The following is an 18,150-nucleotide window of genomic DNA, read 5'->3' as shown; positions in this document are numbered from 1 at the left end:
CGGTGTGGCGCATGGAATCGGCGAAAGTGATTGCGAGCGTTGCGCGAATCGTGCGCGACGTGGCGCTTGCCGAGGAATTCGCGCAGGACGCGCTCGTGTCCGCGCTCGAACACTGGGGCGGCGCGGGCGTGCCCGACAATCCGGGCGGGTGGCTGATGACGACCGCCAAGAACCGCGCGTTCGACCGCTTGCGGCAGGACGCGATGCACGCGCGCAAGCACGAGCAGCTCGGCCATGAACTCGACGCACTGGAGGCGCACGTGGTGCCGGATTTCGTCGATACGCTCGATGCCGCCCGCGAGGACGACATCGGCGACGATTTGCTGCGGCTCGTTTTCACCGCGTGCCATCCGGTGTTGTCGGTGGATGCGCGGGTCGCGCTGACGCTGCGCCTGCTCGGCGGCCTCACCACCGACGAGATCGCGCGCGCGTTTCTCGTCCCCGAACCGACCATCGCGCAGCGGATCGTCCGCGCCAAGCGCACGCTGAGCGCCGCGCGCGTGCCGTTCGAAGTGCCGCAGGCCGATGCTCGCGCAGCGCGGCTCGGGTCCGTGCTCGAAGTGATTTATCTGATTTTCAACGAAGGCTATTCGGCCACTGCGGGCGACGACTGGATGCGTCCCGGGTTATGCGAGGACGCGTTGCGGCTCGGGCGGATTCTCGCCGGGCTGGCACCGGACGAAAGCGAAGTTCACGGACTCGTCGCGCTGATGGAGATCCAGGCCTCGCGCATGGGCGCGCGCGTGGATGCCGATGGTCGTCCGGTGTTGCTGCCCGATCAGGATCGTGGCCGCTGGGATCCGCTGTTGATCGGGCGCGGGCTTGCCGCGTTGACTCGCTCCGAGGCACTCGGCGGAGCGCGCGGACCGTACGCGCTGCAGGCGGCGCTCGCCGCGTGCCACGCACGCGCGAAAACCGCGGCGGAGACGGACTGGCCGCTGATCGTTGCGCTCTATGACGCGCTGGCGCAGGTCGCGCCGTCGCCGGTGGTCGATTTGAACCGCGCCGTGGCGGTCGGGATGGCATTCGGGCCGGAGGCGGCACTTGCGATCGTCGACGCGCTCGGCAGCGAGCCGACGCTTGCGAAATATCACTGGCTGCCGACGGTGCGCGGGGATTTGCTGGAAAAGCTCGGCCGTATCGACGAGGCACGCGCGGAGTTCGTTCGGGCGTCTGCGTTGGCGAGGAATGCTAGGGAACGGGCGTTGTTGTTGGGACGGGCCGGGGAGCGGTGAATATTAGAGGCATGGTTATGGTCGCCGTTCTTCAGTTTACATAAGATAAATTATCGATGTTTTCGTTTGTTAGCGTTCAATAGTAGTGTCGGACTTTAGAGCAATAGAAATGTCGTACCTCGGTGGTTTCGGCGCACGCTAAAGGGTCCTCAGTCTGGATCGGAGCACGCGTCATGGACACTTCTGGACGGATTAGCATGTCGATGCGCGAGGTCGGACGGATCAAGGTCATTCAGGGCGTGATCGATGGTTTGCTGATGCCGTGGCGGGCCGCGGAGCAGCTCGCGCTGTCGGTGCGTCAGGTCGAGCGTCTGTGCTTGCGTTACCGTGCCGAAGGTCCAGCCGGCTTGATCTCTCGCCGGCGCGCCCGTGCGAGTAACCACCAACTGACGCCCGGTCTGGGCAAACGTGCTTTGGCGCTGATCGCCGCGCGTTATCCGGACTTCGGACCGACGTTTGCGTGTGAGAAACTTCGCGAGGCGCACGGTCTGGATCTATCGATTGCAACGGTGCGTCGACTGATGGTCGATGCCGGTCTCTGGATTCCGCGCAAACTGCGCCCGCCGAAGATCCACCAACCGCGTAATCGCCGTGCGTGCGTAGGCGAACTGATTCAGATCGACGGCAGCGATCATCGATGGTTCGAGGACCGGGCGCCGGCCTGCAGTTTGCTCGTATTTATCGACGATGCTACGAGCCGTCTGATGACGCTGCACTTTACGCAAAGTGAATCGACCTTTAGTTACTTCGAAGCGATGCAGCGTTACCTGGAGGCGCACGGCAAGCCGATGGCCTTGTACAGCGACAAGTTCTCGGTGTTTCGTGTGAATGCCAATAATTATGAAGAAAAGACCTTTGGCAAAGGCATTACGCAATTCGGGCGTGCCTGCTACGAGCTCAACATCGACACCTGGTGCGCGAACACGAGCCAGGCTAAAGGACGCGTCGAGCGGGCCAATTTGACGCTGCAGGATCGGCTGGTCAAGGAGTTGCGTCTGCGCGATATCAGCTCTAGAGAAGCCGCCAACGCGTACGCACCCGCCTTTATCGCCGACTACAATAAACGCTTCGGCAAGCCGCCGAGAAGTGATTATGACGCGCACCGCGTGGTGCGTGACGACGAACTGCTTGCGTCGATTCTCACCGTGCGCGTGTTGCGCAAGGTCACGAATTCTCTGACGGTGCAATACGATCGCGTGATGTATTTATTGGAGGATTCGGCTGCCAATCGAGCGCTGATTCATCGCTATGTCGACGTCTTTGAATTCCCCGACGGAAACGTTGAAATTCAGTGCCACGGCCGCCCTCTTACGCACACCCGCTACGACCGTTTATCGGAGATTGATCAAGGTGCGGTGGTGGAAAACAAACGTCTCGGCCATGCGCTGCTGATTGCGCAAACGCTACAGGCGCAGCGCGACAATCGTCCGATCGGAAGTTCACCGTCGCGAACCCATCGCGGCGAAGCCGTGAATCCTCGCAAGACGCTGCCGGGACTGAAAGAGCAGCGAGCGATTAACCGCGATGACTTCAACGAAGTGATTGAAAAGACCGCACAAAGCTGGAAAAGGCCCGCAGAAATGGACGTTGAACCGATAAAGATAGCGACCTCAAAAGCGAAGCCAAAGCACTGAGGTACGACATTTCAATTTAATTCCAGCTACGACATTTGTATCTAGCCTCGACACGACATTGTTGTCATTCATTCATCCTCGACATCAATTAGCTGTATTGGTGTTCTGTAGATCCCAAGTTCAAAAGGCGCGGTTTGACTAAGTACAACCACGCCTTATCCTCCAATCAGCGTCAACCCGGGCGCAATCCAATTAACCGTGCGCGGCTAAGCAAATCTCATCCAAGAGGAAGTTTCCATGAACACCACCGAACCATCATCCTGGACCAAGTCCTATAGTCGTGAAATCGGCGCCGCTGCGCAGGTCGTATGGGCAACGCTTATCGATATCGCGAACTGGAAGTCGTGGAATCCCGGCGTAAAGTCGATCCAGATAGATGGAATGTTCACCACAGGCACTTGGTTTTCGATGACATTGCCGGATAACGAGGTGATCCGCAGCAAGCTTGTCGAAGTTAGCGAACCGCATCGTTTCATCGACGAAACCTGGGTCGGCGAAACACTGATTCGTGTCGAACATCAGATCGACGCGTTATCCGCGAATCGCAGCCGGGTCACCTACGCCATCAGAACCGAAGGCGTCGACGCGCATGAGATCGGCGAAGCCGTGAGCGCGGATTTTCCGGACGTGTTAGCCGGTTTGGCAAGCCACGTAGCTTCGGCAGAGTAATTCGGCGAAAGCCGATCGCCGCGTGATCGAGACTTTCCCTGAGTGCTCGGCGCGACGGAATTGCGAAGCAATAGCCTGACTCGCGCAATTCAGGAAACCATAAGAGCGCCCTGCTCTTGGCCGTTCAGCTACGACCTTCCTTGAATTCGCATGGGCATCATCGATACAGAACGGCGTCCTAACTCCAGGGCGAATTCCTAAACCAAACGCCCGGTCTGGCCAAGCCAGAACCACGTCGGGCGCATCCAGTCAATCCGCGCGACTGCCACGCTGCGGACGCACGGGCTGCTTTGCGCCGTCGCGATGCCGCTCTCATCGCACCAAACTCAAACCAAGCGCGACAAATCAAACGAGTGGATTTTAAGCAAGGCAGCGAGACACTTATTCCAGAAACGATCCTAATAAGACACCCGGCCGAATCCTAAAACCGATGTCATTTTTCGACAGCGATCCAAAGCAATTAAGAATGTTCCCGTTTATGTCTTATGGCTTAAGTCTGAGAATGAATTTCTGATTTGGCGGTGCTGTGACGAATTTCATGGCTTCCGGCAGTCAATGCTTTATCTGGCATCAGCGCGTACTCGAACCATACCGGTCCCGGTAGCGCGCCTGCGAAGCACAGCGTCCAGCAGCAGCTTTTGTTCGACTCGCGTGATCCCTTCTTTCACGCGTGCCCAGACAAGCATGGTTCTGGCCACGGGTGAAGGTCGCCGTCCTGCGAGCACTGAGCAGCTCAAGTCGAAAGCCGCCCATCAAATCGTCGTTCTCATTTGCGAAATTATTGAAATCATGAACAAGACATATCGTGTTGTATGGAATGCGGCTTCCGCTACCTGGGTTGCAGCTTCGGAATTCGCGCGTGGCCGCAGCAAGAAATCCGGAAAAAGCGCCGCCGCAGTGCTGGCGCTGACCGCAGCAATGGGCGGCGCCGGCCTTCCGTCGGTGGCTCACGCCTACGTCGCCGGCACCGGCGCCAGTCAAGGCGATCCTGGCAACACGGTCGTCGGTGACGGCGCCTCGGCCGCTGCTGGCGCATGCGGCACGTCGACGACGAAGGATCCGAGCGGCAACCCTACTCCGCTGAGCACCAATCCCAGTTGCGCCACCGTTATTGGCAACGGCGCTTCGGCGACCACGGTGCCCGGCACCACCGTGGTGGGCGACCACGCAAGCACCACGGGCAACTTCTCAGTTGCGACGGGCGCGTATTCCACGGCAGACGGACAATCGACGGCCGTCGGCGCCGGCGCCACCGCGAACGGCGGTGACGCAACCGCGGTGGGCTTTAGTTCCTATGCAACAAATCAAGATTCTACGGCGCTGGGAAGTGGCGCAATCGCGCAAGCGAATGGGGCAACAGCAGTCGGTCGGCTTTCCAATGCGTCGAGTGTGAATTCCATCGCGATGGGGTACTCGGCAGTTGCAGCGGCGACGGACGCCGTCGCGCTGGGCGATACCGCGTCAGCCAATGGGCTGAACAGCCTCGCGCTTGGTGCGCGGAGCACCACGAGTGGTCGAGGCTCTATCGCGATTGGCGAACAAGCATCGGCGATAGGCACGGCGGCGGGCGGCGCCATCGCCATCGGTAGCACTACCGATGCCTGGGCAGCAGCGAGCGCGGGCGGCCTGAATGGGATCGCGATCGGTTCGGGGGCGGCAAACTTAGGTTCGGGAGCCGACAACGCGTCGTTCGGTCGTAGTGCGACCTCAGGCGACGCGACTGCCAATACAGCGAACAACTTGGCGGTCGGTGCTAGCTCCAAGGCGACCGGTGGCAGCAGTAGCGCGATCGGGGCCGGAGCGCAGGCAACAGCGCTATATGCCATCGGCGTGGGCGGCAGGGCAACTGGACAGAACTCCATCGCGATTGGTAATGCCGGCCTCGGAAGTACGTTTTCCAAGGCCTCTGCAACCAGCGCAGTCGCGGTGGGCGCATATTCCAACGCGTCGCTGGCGGATGGCGTCGCGCTCGGCAGCAACTCGTTGACCACGACCGACAAGGGCGTGGCAGGCTATACGGCGGCAGGCGCCAACGCAGCGCAGTCGGCGGCCATTGCCGCAACGACCAGCACGCTGGCGGCGGTGTCCGTCGGCAATTCATCGGCCGGCAAGTTCCGCCAGATCACTAGCGTAGCCGCCGGCACGAACGACAGCGACGCGGTCAACGTCGCACAGTTGAAAGGCGCGGTTTCGGGTTCGGTCGCGGATGCAGTGAAGTACGACGACAGCACGCACGGCATTATGACGATGGGCGGTGCATCGTACGATCCGGCCACGAAGACGGGCGGCACGACGATCACCAACGTAGCCGACGGCGTGGCCGATAGCGATGCAGTGAACATGTCGCAGTTGAAAGAGACGAACACCAACGTCGCGAACATCGGCAACACGGTCACTGGCCTCGGTGACACAGTCACCGGCCTCGGTGACACAGTCACCGGCCTCAGCGACACAGTTACGACCCTCAGCGACACAGTCACGGCCATCGCTGGCGACACGAGCGATACCTACGTGAACGCGAACGGCCGAGGCGTCAAATATGCCCGCACCAACGACGCAGGTCTGACCGCGAGCGACGCATCCGCTAAGGGCCAGGGTTCGACGGCAATCGGCTACAACGCCGCGACCGACGCAACCGCAACCAACGCCATTGCATTGGGCAACGGCGCGAGCGCAAGCTTCGCCAACAGCGTTGCGCTCGGCGCAGGTTCGGCGACGACGACAGGCGCACAGACCGGCTATACGGCCTACGCCCTTGCCTCGCCGCAAACGTCGGCAGGTGAAGTGAACGTCGGTAATCGCACGATCAGCGGTGTCTCGGCTGGTGCAGCGGATCAGGACGCGGTCAACGTCGCACAGTTGAAAGGCGCGGTTTCGGGTTCGGTCGCGGATGCAGTGAAGTACGACGACAGCACGCACGGCAGCGTGACGATGGGCGGTGCATCGTACGATCCGGCCACGAAGACGGGCGGCACGACGATCACCAACGTAGCCAACGGCGTGGCCGATAGCGATGCAGTGAACATGTCGCAGTTGAAAGAGACGAACACCAACGTCGCGAACATCGGTAACTCGGTCACTGGCATCGGTGACACAGTCACCGGCCTCGGCGAAACGGTCACCGGCCTCAGCGACACAGTTACGACCCTTGGCGACACAGTCACGGCCATCGCTGGCGACACGAGCGATACCTACGTGAACGCGAACGGCCGTGGCGTCAAATATGCCCGCACCAACGACGCAGGTCTGACCGCGAGCGACGCATCCGCTAAGGGCCCTGGTTCGACGGCAATCGGCTACAACGCCGCGACCGACGCAACCGCAACCAACGCCGTTGCATTGGGCAACGGCGCGAGCGCAAGCTTCGCCAACAGCGTTGCGCTCGGCGCAGGTTCGGCGACGACGACAGGCGCACAGACCGGCTATACGGCCTACGCCCTTGCCTCGCCGCAAACGTCGGCAGGTGAAGTGAACGTCGGTAATCGCACGATCAGCGGTGTCTCGGCTGGTGCAGCGGATCAGGACGCGGTCAACGTCGCGCAGTTGAAAGGCGCGGTTTTGGGTTCGGTCGCGGATGCAGTGAAGTACGACGACAGCACGCACGGCATTATGACGATGGGCGGTGCATCGTACGATCCGGCCACGAAGACGGGCGGCACGACGATCACCAACGTAGCCGACGGCGTGGCCGATAGCGATGCAGTGAACATGTCGCAGTTGAAAGAGACGAACACCAACGTCGCGAACATCGGCAATACGGTCACTGGCCTCGGCAATACAGTCACCGGCCTCGGCGACACAGTTACGACCCTTGGCGACACAGTCACGGCCATCGCTGGCGACACGAGCGATACCTACGTGAACGCGAACGGCCGTGGCGTCAAATATGCCCGCACCAACGACGCAGGTCTGACCGCGAGCGACGCATCCGCTAAGGGCCAAGGTTCGACGGCAATCGGCTACAACGCCGCGACCGACGCAACCGCAACCAACGCCATTGCATTGGGCAACGGCGCGAGCGCAAGCTTCGCCAACAGCGTTGCGCTCGGCGCAGGTTCGGCGACGACGACAGGCGCACAGACCGGCTATGCGGCCTACGCCCTCGCCTCGCCGCAAACGTCGGCAGGTGAAGTGAACGTCGGTAATCGCACGATCAGCGGTGTCTCGGCTGGTGCAGCGGATCAGGACGCGGTCAACGTCGCGCAGTTGAAAGGCGCGGTTTTGGGTTCGGTCGCGGATGCAGTGAAGTACGACGACAGCACGCACGGCAGCGTGACGATGGGCGGTGCATCGTACGATCCGGCCACAAAGACGGGCGGCACGACGATCACCAACGTAGCCAACGGCGTGGCCGACAGCGATGCAGTGAACATGTCGCAGTTGAAAGAGACGAACACCGACGTCACGAACATCGGTAACACGGTCACTGGCCTCGGTGACACAGTCGTCGGCCTTGGCAATACAGTCACCGGCCTCGGCGACACCGTTACGACCCTTGGCGACACAGTCACGGCCATCGCTGGCGACACGAGCGATACCTACGTGAACGCGAACGGCCGAGGCGTCAAATATGCCCGCACCAACGACGCAGGTCTGACCGCGAGCGACGCATCCGCTAAGGGCCAGGGTTCGACGGCAATCGGCTACAACGCCGCGACCGACGCAACCGCAACCAACGCCATTGCATTGGGCAACGGCGCGAGCGCAAGCTTCGCCAACAGCGTTGCGCTCGGCGCAGGTTCGGCGACGACGACAGGCGCACAGACCGGCTATGCGGCCTACGCCCTCGCCTCGCCGCAAACGTCGGCAGGTGAAGTGAACGTCGGTAATCGCACGATCAGCGGTGTCTCGGCTGGTGCAGTGGACACCGATGCAGTGAACGTGGCGCAGTTGAAGGCCGTGGATGAGAGTGCGGTCAAGTACGACAAGAACGCCGACGGTTCCGTCAACAACGCCAGCATCACGCTCGCCGGCAATACGTACGACTCGGCGACGAAGACGGGCGGCACGGTCATCAAGAACGTAGCGCGCGGTGTCGACGGCGGCGATGCGGTGAACGTCGATCAGTTGAATGATATGAACACGAGCGTCTCGAACATCGGCGACACGGTCGCGGACATCGCCGGCGACACGAGCGACACGTATGTATCGAAAAACGGTGTCGGCGTACGGTACGGTCGCACTAACGAAGCAGGCGTGACCCCGAGCGATGCGTTTGCACAGGGCGCGGGATCGACGGCAGTCGGCTACAACGCGAGCACGACTGATACGGCGACCAACGCGCTGGCGCTCGGCAATGGCGCAACTGTCAGCGTCGCGAACAGCGTCGCACTCGGTGCGGGTTCCAGCGCGACGGGCGCGACGTTGGGCCAGCAGGCATTTCTCGTCGGCGGAACGGCATCGGGCGAAGTGAACATCGGCAACCGGCGTGTTACCGGCGTCGCAGCAGGCGCGACGGACACCGACGCGGTCAACGTTGCGCAGTTGAAAGCGGTGGAAACGAAGGTGGACAACGCCAGCGCCGCCGGCAACCCGGTCCAGTACGACAGCAGCAAGCGCGACAGCGTGACACTCGGCGGCTCCAGCGGCACGGCCATCACCAACGTTGCGGCGGGAAACGTTTCGGAAAGCAGCATGGACGCGATCAACGGTTCGCAACTGTTCCAGACGAATACTCGTCTCGACCAAATCACGCAGCAAATCGATAACTCGATCGTAGATCCGGCTGGCACCGCCGGCTCGTTCAAGACCGACGGCAAGAACGACGGTTCGGACAATGCGATGGTCAAGGATGGCTCGCGTGGCGTAGCAATGGGCAGCAATGCGCAAGCCAACGGCAACAACAGCGTCGCCCTCGGTAGCGATTCAGTAGCGGATCGTGACGATTCGGTGTCGATCGGTTCGGCGGGTCATGAACGCCAGGTCACCAACGTTGCAGCCGGTACGCAGTTGACGGATGCAGTGAACGTGGGCCAGTTGAACAATGCGAGCGCTGCGGCGCTCAACCAGGCTAACGCGTATACGGACAACCAGATCGGCAATCTCCGGCGTGATTCGTTCTCAGGTATCGCTTCGGCGATGGCGATGGCGGGCCTTCCGCAAGCGGTCATTCCGGGCAAGGGCATGACCGCAATATCGGGTGGGACCTACCGCGGTCAGTCGGCCCTCGCGCTCGGCGTGTCGGCGCTCTCCGACAGCGGCCGCTGGGCCTACAAGGCGACTGCTTCGAGCGACTCGCATGGCACGTACGGCGTCACGATGGGGGCCGGCTTCCATTGGTAAATCGTTCGTCCAGCGATGATCCGATGTCTTCCGACTGATTGTCGAATCCAGGTTATGGCGGCCGGCATGGTCGATTCGACAAAGAGCGTCTGAGACCGTCAGCGAACGGTTTCGGACACGGAGTAGGCCGATTCATAAAGCGGTTATCGAGCAACGCTTAAGGGCTGAAGCTCCTGCAAAGGAGCCTCAGCCCTTTTTTTTGCATCGGCTTAAAGACGAGAAGCGCCCGCTCCCGGCCGGTGCGCGACACGCCGGCGACGTTATGTCATGATCGGCATAGCGCGAACCTTCCGACACTACCATGTCCGATTCGCTCAGCCCAGCCGAGGCGGATCATGCGATGCGTCACTGGACGCACCGTTCGCCCGGCCAGATCCGCACCGGCTTCACGCTCCACAAGCAGATGTTCTGCGAACTGCTGCTCAACACGCACAATCCCTACAAGCCGGCCGTTATCGATTGGCCAGCGCTCGATCCCGCAGCGCTCAGGCGCGTGAGACCTTCGAGCCTGTCATCCAGGAGGAGGCGCGTCATATTCTCTTCTTCGCGAACTGGATTGCGTGGTACAGACGCAATCTGCCTGGGTCCGAACGTCCCGCATTTCCTGAAAGTGTGCAGCGTATGGCTCGCGCTGATCCGCGACCGCATCTCGCTCGCGCGCGGCTTCGATTCCGACGGCGCTGCGCAGAACATGAATTTCCCGGCCAATGTGGGGGATTCGGTGGGCGGCGGCGTCTCGGTGTCGGCGCTGATCGACTTGTGTCTCGCCGAGAACGGCCGCCGCATGGCGGGCTACGACGCGCGTCTCTTGCGCCCGACCGTCGTGCCGAAAATCGCGCGTTTCGCGCGGCGCTTCCTTAAATAACGCGGCTTTCCGCGAGGCATTCGCGCGCTTTCACGCCGCAGCGGATGCAAGGAAAAAGCGGATTATCGAGCCCAGATGCATGACGTCCCTGGGTTCTGCGCAGAACGCGTCGAACCCGGCTGCCTTCGCGCGGCCGAGGTCCTCTTCGGACGCCGTCGCGGAATGCGCGATCAACACGGCGTCCGATGTCGGCTCGGTCGAGCGTACCTATTGCGTCATGTCCAGCGTCGACCTGCCCGGCATCGAGATATCCAGCAAGGCGACCTGTAGCCGCCAGCCCGCTGCGCTGTCAATGGCCGCGCGTCCCCGATATTCGGCTTGCGTGTCGTCGCGGGCTGCCGTGCGCATCCAAATTAGGGTCAATTAAAGTACGCGCCGCTACGGTCGATAAATAGGTCAGTGCGGATTCGTCACGGAGTCCGCGTGCTGTTTTCCACGTGCTTGGACGGGCGTGCTGCCGGTCTTATCGCCCTAACCCATGATTCACAAGATCCGCCTTTTGCCGCATCTGGAGAGCGTCAACGCAGAACTGATCCGATCGCAGTTCGAGGCGTTTTCGCGCCAGATTCCGCTGCTCTATTTCATCCTGGTCACCAATAGCGCGGCCGTTGCGTACACGCACCGGCATGCTGCGCCGATCTGGCTCTGGCTCTATTTGCCCGCCGCGATGGGTGCTTTTTGCGCGTGGCGCGTTTCGGTCTGGCTACGGCGCGGCGACGTGACGCTGTCGGTCGAAGAAATCGTCAAGCGCATGCGCGTGACGATCCAGGTTCTGGTCCCGCTCGGCGCGGCTTTTACCTTCTGGGGTCTTGCGCTTTATCCCTACGGAAACGCCTATCAGCAGGGCCACGTGGCCTTCTATATGTCGATCACGGTCATCGGCTGCATCTTCTGTCTGATGCACATGCGTACTGCCGCGCTGATGCTGACCGCCATCGTGATCGTGCCGTTCACGTTGTTCTTTTCGGCCACCGGCAACCCGGTTTTCGTCGCCATCGCAGTCAACGTGCTGCTGGTTTCGTTCGCGATGATCTGGATGCTGGTCACCTATTATCGCGACTTCGCGCGGCTGATCGAATCGCAAAAGGCGTTGCTGGCGAAGCAGGAGGAAACGGCCGCACTCAGCGACGAAAACCATCGGCTCGCCAACATCGACAGCCTGACGAATCTGCCGAACCGGCGCAGCTTTTTCGCCGAAGTCGACGCCCTGCTCTCTCGTGGCGGCGACGAGCCGCAAGGTTTCGCGGTCGGCATACTCGACCTCGACGGTTTCAAGCAGGTCAACGATCTCTACGGTCATGGTTTCGGCGACCGCGTGCTGGAACAGACCGGCAAACGGCTCGCCTCGCTCGCAAGCGATACGGTGATCGTCGCGCGGCTCGGCGGTGACGAATTCGGCGTGCTCGTCATGGATACGCATCTCGAAGACGAACTCATCGACTTTGGCGCTCAGCTCTGCCGCCTCCTTCAGGGACCCATCGTTCAGCCTCAGGCGACAGCACGCTTGTCCGCATCGCTCGGCTTCGCCGCCTATCCACAAGCGGGCGACAAGTCGGAACAACTGCTCGAACGCGCCGACTACGCGCTGTACTTCGCGAAGGAGCGGCAACGCGGCGGCACCGTGATTTTCTCGCACGATCACGAAACCGAAATACGCCGGATCGCAACCGTCGAGCAGGCGCTGCGGCGCGCGAATCTCGAGCACGAAATGTCGCTAGCGTTCCAGCCTATCGTCGATATTGCGGCGGGACGCGTGATCGCCTTCGAGGCGCTTGCGAGGTGGAACAGCCCGGCGCTGGGTAAGGTGACGCCGAGCGTGTTCATCCCCATTGCGGAACGCTGCGGCGTGATTCACGCGGTGACCGAAGTGCTGTTGTCGAAGGCACTGGCTTTCGCGCGCGCTTGCCCCGACGAGGTCCGGTTGTCGTTCAACCTTTCCGCTGTCGATCTCGCCTCGGAGACCGCGCTCGCTCGCATTGTCGAACTGACGCGCACGAGCGGCGTAGAGGCGAAACGCATCGATTTCGAAGTGACCGAGACGGCGATCATCAACGATTTCGATCGGGCGCAACGCGCGCTCATCGCGTTGAAGTCGCTCGGCGTGAACATCTCGCTCGACGATTTCGGCACGGGATATTCGAGCCTGAGCCGTCTTCATCTTCTTCCGCTCGACAAGATCAAGATCGACCGGAGCTTTGTCGACGATATCGACGGACGGCCGCGCGGACGCGACATCGTAAAGAGCATCAGGGATCTGGCCGCGAATCTGGGCATGGATTGCGTGGTCGAGGGCGTCGAAAATGCGACGCAACTGGACATTCTTCGCGCGTTGGGCTGCACGCTGATTCAAGGCTTTGTCTTTAGCGAACCGCTCACCGCCGACGCCGCCCGCGCCTATCTCGCCGGTTGCGAACTCAGCGCCTGAGTGGACACTTCAAGTTCTTCGCTTAACCGCCGTTATGACGGGTACGCAGACGAACTCGCGCACGAACGTGCGCACGCACGATAAGAACATGTTGAATATAAAAGCGACCACAGGGTCACGAAAATCCCGCTGGCTGGCCGTCGCCGCACTCGCTCTGATCGCTCACCCGGCCATCGCGGACGAAGCGCCTTCGACGAGCGGCAAGTTATTGCTGACCGGCGGTGTATCGCAAATCGAAGGCGCCGCGGGCGGTGGCCTCGTACCGTGGGCCGTGATCGACGGATACGGGACCGCCGGTCAACTCGGCGGCAATGCGCACGGCACTTATGTCAGGACGCAGGACTTCGCGCTCGCGACGTACGGCGTCGCGATGGGCGTTGCGAATCGCCTGGAGTTCTCGCTTGCGCAACAATCGTTCGACACGCGCAATGCGGGCACGAGCCTCGGTCTCGGCGCGAACTACAAGTTCAAACAGGACATTTTCGGCATGAAGGTGCGCGTGCTGGGCGAAGCGGTGCTCGACCAGGACACGTGGATTCCGCAGGTTTCGGCGGGTATCCAGTTCAAACATAACGAACAGGGCGACGTGCTCAAGGCCATCGGCGCCGCGAGTAATTCCGGCACGGATTTCTACGTCTCGGCGACCAAGCTCCTGCTCGCGCAAAGCGTGCTCATCAACGCAACGCTGCGGCTGACCAAGGCGAACCAGTTCGGCTTGCTCGGCTTCGGCGGCGACAAATCGAATGCTTATCACCCTGAATTCGAGGGTTCGGCGGCTTACTTGCTGTCGCGCTCGGTCGCGATCGGTGCGGAGTATCGAAGCAAGCCGGACAACCTGAGTTTCGCGCGCGAGCAGGACGCCTACGATGCGTTTGTCGCCTGGGCGCCGAACAAGCATGTCTCGTTCACGGCTGCGTATGTGGCGCTCGGCGACATCGCCACGTTCAAGCGGCAACGCGGATTCTATCTCTCCTGTCAGGCAGGCTTCTGATGCCCCGGTTTCCCATGAAAAAGCCCTTCCAGCATGGTGTATTCGCCGCGTTGCTCGCTATCGCGTCGCTACACGCCGCGACCGCGCACGCGGACGATTCGCTGTATCGCGCGTTCGGCGAAAAGCCGGGCCTCGTCAAGATCGTCGACGATCTCTACACCAACCTTCTCGCCGATCCGCGCACCGCGCCCTACTTCGAGAACGCACCGATCCGCCGTATCAAGGAGAAGCTCGTCGAGCAGCTTTGCGTGCAACTCGACGGACCGTGCGAGTACACCGGCCGTTCGATGAAGCGCACCCACGAAGGCCAGAATATCGACCGCGCCGCTTTCGATGCGCTGGTGGAAGACCTTCAGGACGCAATGGACAAGAACGGCGTCCCGTTCCATTTGCAAAACAAACTGCTCGCCAAGCTCGCACCGATGTACCGGGATATTCAGGACCGCGAGTAATCGAAAACGTTTGCGCGCGGCGGCGGAGCGGACTGCATGAAACCGTCGCCTTTCAAAAGGCTAAAGTTCGCAGCGGTAAGGCCGTTAGTCCGTATGAGCGCGCAACTTGCGCGCAACTCGCGACATCGGGAATATCGTCAAATGGTTTCAAGCAAACAAGTGATCGCAGGCATCGTATTCTGCGCAATGAGCTTGCCGCTGATCGCGGCGCATGCGGCAAGCCTGCGCGTGCAGATCGTCGATCAAACCGGCGCGCCGCTTCCCGACGCCGTTGTCTATGCGGTCCCCGCGAGCGGAAAAATCCCGGCGACGCGGCCCGCCGGCGCGGTGATCGACCAGGTCAAGCGGCGCTTCGTCCCGCTCGTTTCGGTCGCGCAAACCGGCGCGTCGATCACGTTTCCGAACAAGGACAACATCGAGCACGACGTCTACTCGTTCTCGCCCGCGAAGCGTTTCGAATTGAACCTGTACCACGGTATTCCCGCGAATCCGGTCGTGTTCGAGAAGGCAGGTCTCGTCGTGATGGGCTGCAATATTCACGATCAGATGGTGGCGTATCTGCTACTGGTCGATACGCCCTATTTCGCCAAGACCGACGCGACCGGCCGCGCAACGCTAGAAAATATTCCCGCCGATACGTACAAGCTCACCGCGTGGCACTACCGGCTCACCGATCCGAACGCACAGCCTGCGCAAAGTGCAACGACGAACGCGGACGCCGCCCATAAATTCACGCTTCAAGTGAAGCCCGAATAAGCCGTCATGCCGGAGTTCATGCGACTTCACAGTCTTCGCGCGCGAATCGCGGTCGTCTTCGTCCTCCTGATGCTGGTCGTTCAGGGCGCGGCGTATGTCGTCATCAGTTCGGTGATTACGTCGAATGCGCGCGGCAACGCGCAGGATCAACTCGCCGTCGCCGAACGTGTTTTTCGGCAGGTGCTGCGCTCGAACGCGGAAAAACTGACGCAGGCGGCAAGTATCGCGGCGTCGGATTTCGGCTTCCGCCAGGCCGTGGCGACCCACGACGAACGGACGGTGGCGTCGGCGCTCGAAAATCACGGCGATCGCGTGGCCGCGGATATCGTCATGCTCGTGGACCTCGACGGCAAGCTGATTGCGGATAGCAACGGGCTTGCGCATAAAGGGGCGAGCTTCCCTTTTCCGAAGTTGATCCGCGCTGCCGAGCGTCATGGCGATGCGTCGTCCATCGGGCTGATCGATGGTCGTCCGTATCAACTCGTGACCGTGCCGGTGAAGGCGCCCATCACCATTGCGTGGGTCGCGATGGGCTTCAGAATCGACGACAAGCTGGCGAGCGAAATGAGCAGCCTGACCTCGGTCGACGTATCGTTTCTCGATGAACGTCCCCATGGTGATTGGAGCGTGCTCGCCACCTCCCTACACGCAACCGCACAAGAAAACGCGCGGCACACGCCTTCGCCCGGCGATGAAGAATACGCGAACCGTCTCGTGATGCTTCAGGCGTCGGGCGAGCCCGTCGCGGCGTTGCTGCAACGATCGCTCGCCGATGCGCTCGCACCGTTTCACCGCCTTCAGACCACGCTTCTATTCATCACGCTGGGCGGCGTGCTGATCTCGATTATCGGCAGCGTTTTCACGGCACGCAGCGTCACTCGCCCGATCGTCGCATTGACGCGATTTTCGCGGCGCATCGGACAAGGCGATTACGCGGAACGGCTCGAAGTTCAGCAGCAAGACGAGATGGGCGAACTCGCCACCGCGTTCAATCAGATGCGAGACGGCATCGCCGCGCGCGAGCAGCGCATCACGGAACTCGCGTACCTGGACGGGCTGACGGGGCTGCCCAATCGCGCGCTTTTCAACGACCGTTTGCAGCAGGCCATCGGCGTTGCGGTGCGCGCGAACCTTCCGTTAAGCGTGATGATGATGGACCTGGACCGCTTCAAGTATGTCAACGACACGCTGGGGCATCCGATCGGCGACCTGCTGTTGCGCGAAGTAGGCACGCGCCTGCGCTCGGCGCTGCATCGGAAAACCGACACGGTCGCGCGCCTCGGCGGCGACGAATTCGCCGTGTTGCTGCCGACCGACGGTATCGAAGCGGCCACGACGATTGCGATGCGCCTGCTCAAGATGCTTGAAGAGCCGATCATGATCGAAGGTCAACTGGTGGATGTGGGCGCGAGTATCGGCGTGGTGAGTTTCCCGCATAACGGCACCGACATGAACGTACTGCTGCGCCGCGCGGATATCGCGATGTACACGGCCAAGCGCGCGAATCTGGGCTATGCGTACTACGACGAACGCCACGATCAGAACAGCGCCGAGCGCCTCACGCTGATGAGCGAATTGCGTCAAGCCGTCGAGCACGATCAGTTGACCCTGTATTTCCAGCCTAAAGTCGACCTGACCACGTGCGCGGTGAAATACGTCGAGGCGTTGGTGCGATGGGATCATCCGACCCGTGGCTTCGTCTCGCCCGACCAGTTCATTCCGTTTGCCGAGCAAACGGGGTACATCAAGACTATTTCGCGCTGGGTAGCGGATCGCGCGATTCGCCAGTGCGCGCAGTGGCAGCAACAGGGCATTCATCTGGCGGTGTCGGTCAACGTGTCGGCGCGCGAGTTGATCCAGTCGTCGTTGCCTGAAACGTTTCAGGCGATACTCGAAAAGTACGGCGTCGCGCCCGAATCGATCTGGGTCGAGATTACCGAGAGCGCAATCATGGACGACCCGAACCACGCGATCGAGACGCTCGACCGGTTGCATGCGCTCGGCATCCGTCTTTCGATCGACGACTTCGGCACCGGCTACTCGTCGCTGTCGTATCTGAAGCGCATGCCGGTGGACGAGATCAAGATCGACAAGTCTTTCGTCATGGGCATGGCCGACCACAAAGACGACGAAACGATCGTTCGCTCAACCATCGACCTCGGTCACAACATGGGCCTGAAGGTGGTCGCGGAAGGCGTCGAAACCGAAGAGATGCTTCAGCAACTGCAGGCGCTCGGATGCGATCTTGCGCAAGGCTTTCACTTGAGCCGCCCGTTGCCGCCGGCGAAACTCGAAGCGTGGCTCATGGACTGGAACATGCAACGGGAACGCGCGCTGGAATCCGGCGCGCTGTCCTGAGGCCGAGGGTGTAACGCTTCGCGCGGCTACTGGTCGAGCGGAATTACGTGATACACGTTGCTCCGGCCCTGCAGCTCGACCTCGATCAGGTTGTGTTTCTTAAGCGTGGCGATGGCGCTTCGCGTCGTCTCGACGCTCTTGCCCACGAGTTCCGCGATCTTCTCGATGCTGAGGCGGCAGGTCGGATCCTCTCGCGTCACGTCCGCGGCGATCACGGCCAGCACTGCATAGGCGGGCATGCCGACCTTGGAAATGAGTCCCTTCAATACCTCGTCGGAAAACAACTCGTTGCAGGCACCCTTAGCCATTGTTGTACCTCTCAGCAGTTTTATTCACTCGTTTTATTTAGGGACACACGAAGCTCGTCGACTTCTCGTCAAGGCTTTTCTATGGTCGTCTCCGATGGCCCGTGCCGCAAGCTGATTCTTCTTATCATGTGTCCAATAGCGTCGATTAGGTGAATTTCCCCGCGAAAGCACCGCC

At 61.2% G+C, this 18,150-nt stretch carries 11 protein-coding genes and 1 pseudogene; 10 read left to right on the top strand and 2 right to left on the bottom strand.

What is annotated here, in order from left to right; translation table 11 throughout:
* Positions 1 to 11: 11 nt before the first annotated feature.
* The 5 genes and pseudogenes from AC3D25_RS08370 (at position 12) to AC3D25_RS08350 (ending at position 10,685) form a co-directional block, all read left to right on the top strand.
* On the top strand, positions 12 to 1,235 hold the full coding sequence (locus AC3D25_RS08370; RefSeq protein ID WP_488889638.1) for an RNA polymerase sigma factor: 1,224 nt from the start codon (positions 12 to 14) through the stop codon (positions 1,233 to 1,235).
* A 173-nt stretch (positions 1,236 to 1,408) separates the two neighbouring features.
* A complete protein-coding gene (locus tag AC3D25_RS08365) occupies positions 1,409 to 2,869 on the top strand; it encodes an ISNCY family transposase (RefSeq protein WP_488887955.1) in 1,461 nt (486 codons plus the stop codon).
* Between the two features lie 237 nt (positions 2,870 to 3,106).
* A complete protein-coding gene (locus tag AC3D25_RS08360; protein ID WP_488887954.1) occupies positions 3,107 to 3,538 on the top strand; it encodes an SRPBCC family protein in 432 nt (143 codons plus the stop codon).
* 789 nt (positions 3,539 to 4,327) lie between these two features.
* Entirely contained in the window at positions 4,328 to 9,820 is a 5,493-nt protein-coding gene (locus tag AC3D25_RS08355) for a YadA-like family protein (protein WP_488887953.1), read from the top strand.
* A gap of 301 nt (positions 9,821 to 10,121) precedes the next feature.
* A pseudogene (locus tag AC3D25_RS08350) lies at positions 10,122 to 10,685 on the top strand (hypothetical protein).
* Positions 10,686 to 10,892: 207 nt separating this feature from the next.
* On the opposite strand, the gene AC3D25_RS08345 reads toward AC3D25_RS08350, so the two are convergent.
* The gene (locus AC3D25_RS08345) at positions 10,893 to 11,033 is read right to left on the bottom strand and encodes a hypothetical protein (protein ID WP_488887952.1); all 141 of its coding nucleotides are present in this window, start codon (positions 11,031 to 11,033) and stop codon (positions 10,893 to 10,895) included.
* 130 nt (positions 11,034 to 11,163) lie between these two features.
* On the opposite strand from AC3D25_RS08345, the gene AC3D25_RS08340 reads away from it, so the two are divergent.
* From AC3D25_RS08340 to AC3D25_RS08320, 5 genes are all read left to right on the top strand, one after another.
* Positions 11,164 to 13,110, top strand: coding sequence for a putative bifunctional diguanylate cyclase/phosphodiesterase (locus AC3D25_RS08340; RefSeq protein ID WP_488887951.1), 1,947 nt, complete (start codon positions 11,164 to 11,166; stop codon positions 13,108 to 13,110).
* Positions 13,111 to 13,198: 88 nt separating this feature from the next.
* Positions 13,199 to 14,101 (top strand): DUF3034 family protein, encoded by a 903-nt coding sequence (locus AC3D25_RS08335; RefSeq protein WP_488887950.1) that lies wholly within the window; start codon positions 13,199 to 13,201, stop codon positions 14,099 to 14,101.
* Positions 14,102 to 14,115: 14 nt separating this feature from the next.
* The gene (locus AC3D25_RS08330; RefSeq protein ID WP_488887949.1) at positions 14,116 to 14,553 is read left to right on the top strand and encodes a group I truncated hemoglobin; all 438 of its coding nucleotides are present in this window, start codon (positions 14,116 to 14,118) and stop codon (positions 14,551 to 14,553) included.
* A gap of 141 nt (positions 14,554 to 14,694) precedes the next feature.
* Positions 14,695 to 15,309: a methylamine utilization protein gene (locus AC3D25_RS08325; protein WP_488887948.1), complete on the top strand. Its 615-nt coding sequence runs from the start codon at positions 14,695 to 14,697 to the stop codon at positions 15,307 to 15,309.
* 18 nt (positions 15,310 to 15,327) lie between these two features.
* On the top strand, positions 15,328 to 17,667 hold the full coding sequence (locus AC3D25_RS08320; protein WP_488887947.1) for a putative bifunctional diguanylate cyclase/phosphodiesterase: 2,340 nt from the start codon (positions 15,328 to 15,330) through the stop codon (positions 17,665 to 17,667).
* Positions 17,668 to 17,693: 26 nt separating this feature from the next.
* Here AC3D25_RS08320 and AC3D25_RS08315 read toward each other — a convergent pair whose 3' ends face one another.
* The gene (locus AC3D25_RS08315; protein WP_488887946.1) at positions 17,694 to 17,975 is read right to left on the bottom strand and encodes a hypothetical protein; all 282 of its coding nucleotides are present in this window, start codon (positions 17,973 to 17,975) and stop codon (positions 17,694 to 17,696) included.
* Positions 17,976 to 18,150 lie beyond the last annotated feature (175 nt).

Source organism: Caballeronia sp. SL1002, assembly GCF_057814995.1.
Note: the sequence above shows the minus strand (reverse complement) of the source record. Positions and strands in the feature narration are given on the sequence as shown.

Bases quoted from the DNA above. Each gene is read 5' to 3' on its own strand.
- AC3D25_RS08345 (WP_488887952.1), bottom strand. From the start codon at position 11,033: ATGCGCACGGCAGCCCGCGACGACACGCAAGCCGAATATCGGGGACGC.
- AC3D25_RS08330 (WP_488887949.1), top strand. From the start codon at position 14,116: ATGAAAAAGCCCTTCCAGCATGGTGTATTCGCCGCGTTGCTCGCTATC.
- AC3D25_RS08355 (WP_488887953.1), top strand. From the start codon at position 4,328: ATGAACAAGACATATCGTGTTGTATGGAATGCGGCTTCCGCTACCTGG.
- AC3D25_RS08320 (WP_488887947.1), top strand. From the start codon at position 15,328: ATGCGACTTCACAGTCTTCGCGCGCGAATCGCGGTCGTCTTCGTCCTC.
- AC3D25_RS08340 (WP_488887951.1), top strand. From the start codon at position 11,164: ATGATTCACAAGATCCGCCTTTTGCCGCATCTGGAGAGCGTCAACGCA.
- AC3D25_RS08360 (WP_488887954.1), top strand. From the start codon at position 3,107: ATGAACACCACCGAACCATCATCCTGGACCAAGTCCTATAGTCGTGAA.
- AC3D25_RS08335 (WP_488887950.1), top strand. From the start codon at position 13,199: ATGTTGAATATAAAAGCGACCACAGGGTCACGAAAATCCCGCTGGCTG.
- AC3D25_RS08365 (WP_488887955.1), top strand. From the start codon at position 1,409: ATGGACACTTCTGGACGGATTAGCATGTCGATGCGCGAGGTCGGACGG.
- AC3D25_RS08325 (WP_488887948.1), top strand. From the start codon at position 14,695: ATGGTTTCAAGCAAACAAGTGATCGCAGGCATCGTATTCTGCGCAATG.
- AC3D25_RS08315 (WP_488887946.1), bottom strand. From the start codon at position 17,975: ATGGCTAAGGGTGCCTGCAACGAGTTGTTTTCCGACGAGGTATTGAAG.
- AC3D25_RS08370 (WP_488889638.1), top strand. From the start codon at position 12: ATGGAATCGGCGAAAGTGATTGCGAGCGTTGCGCGAATCGTGCGCGAC.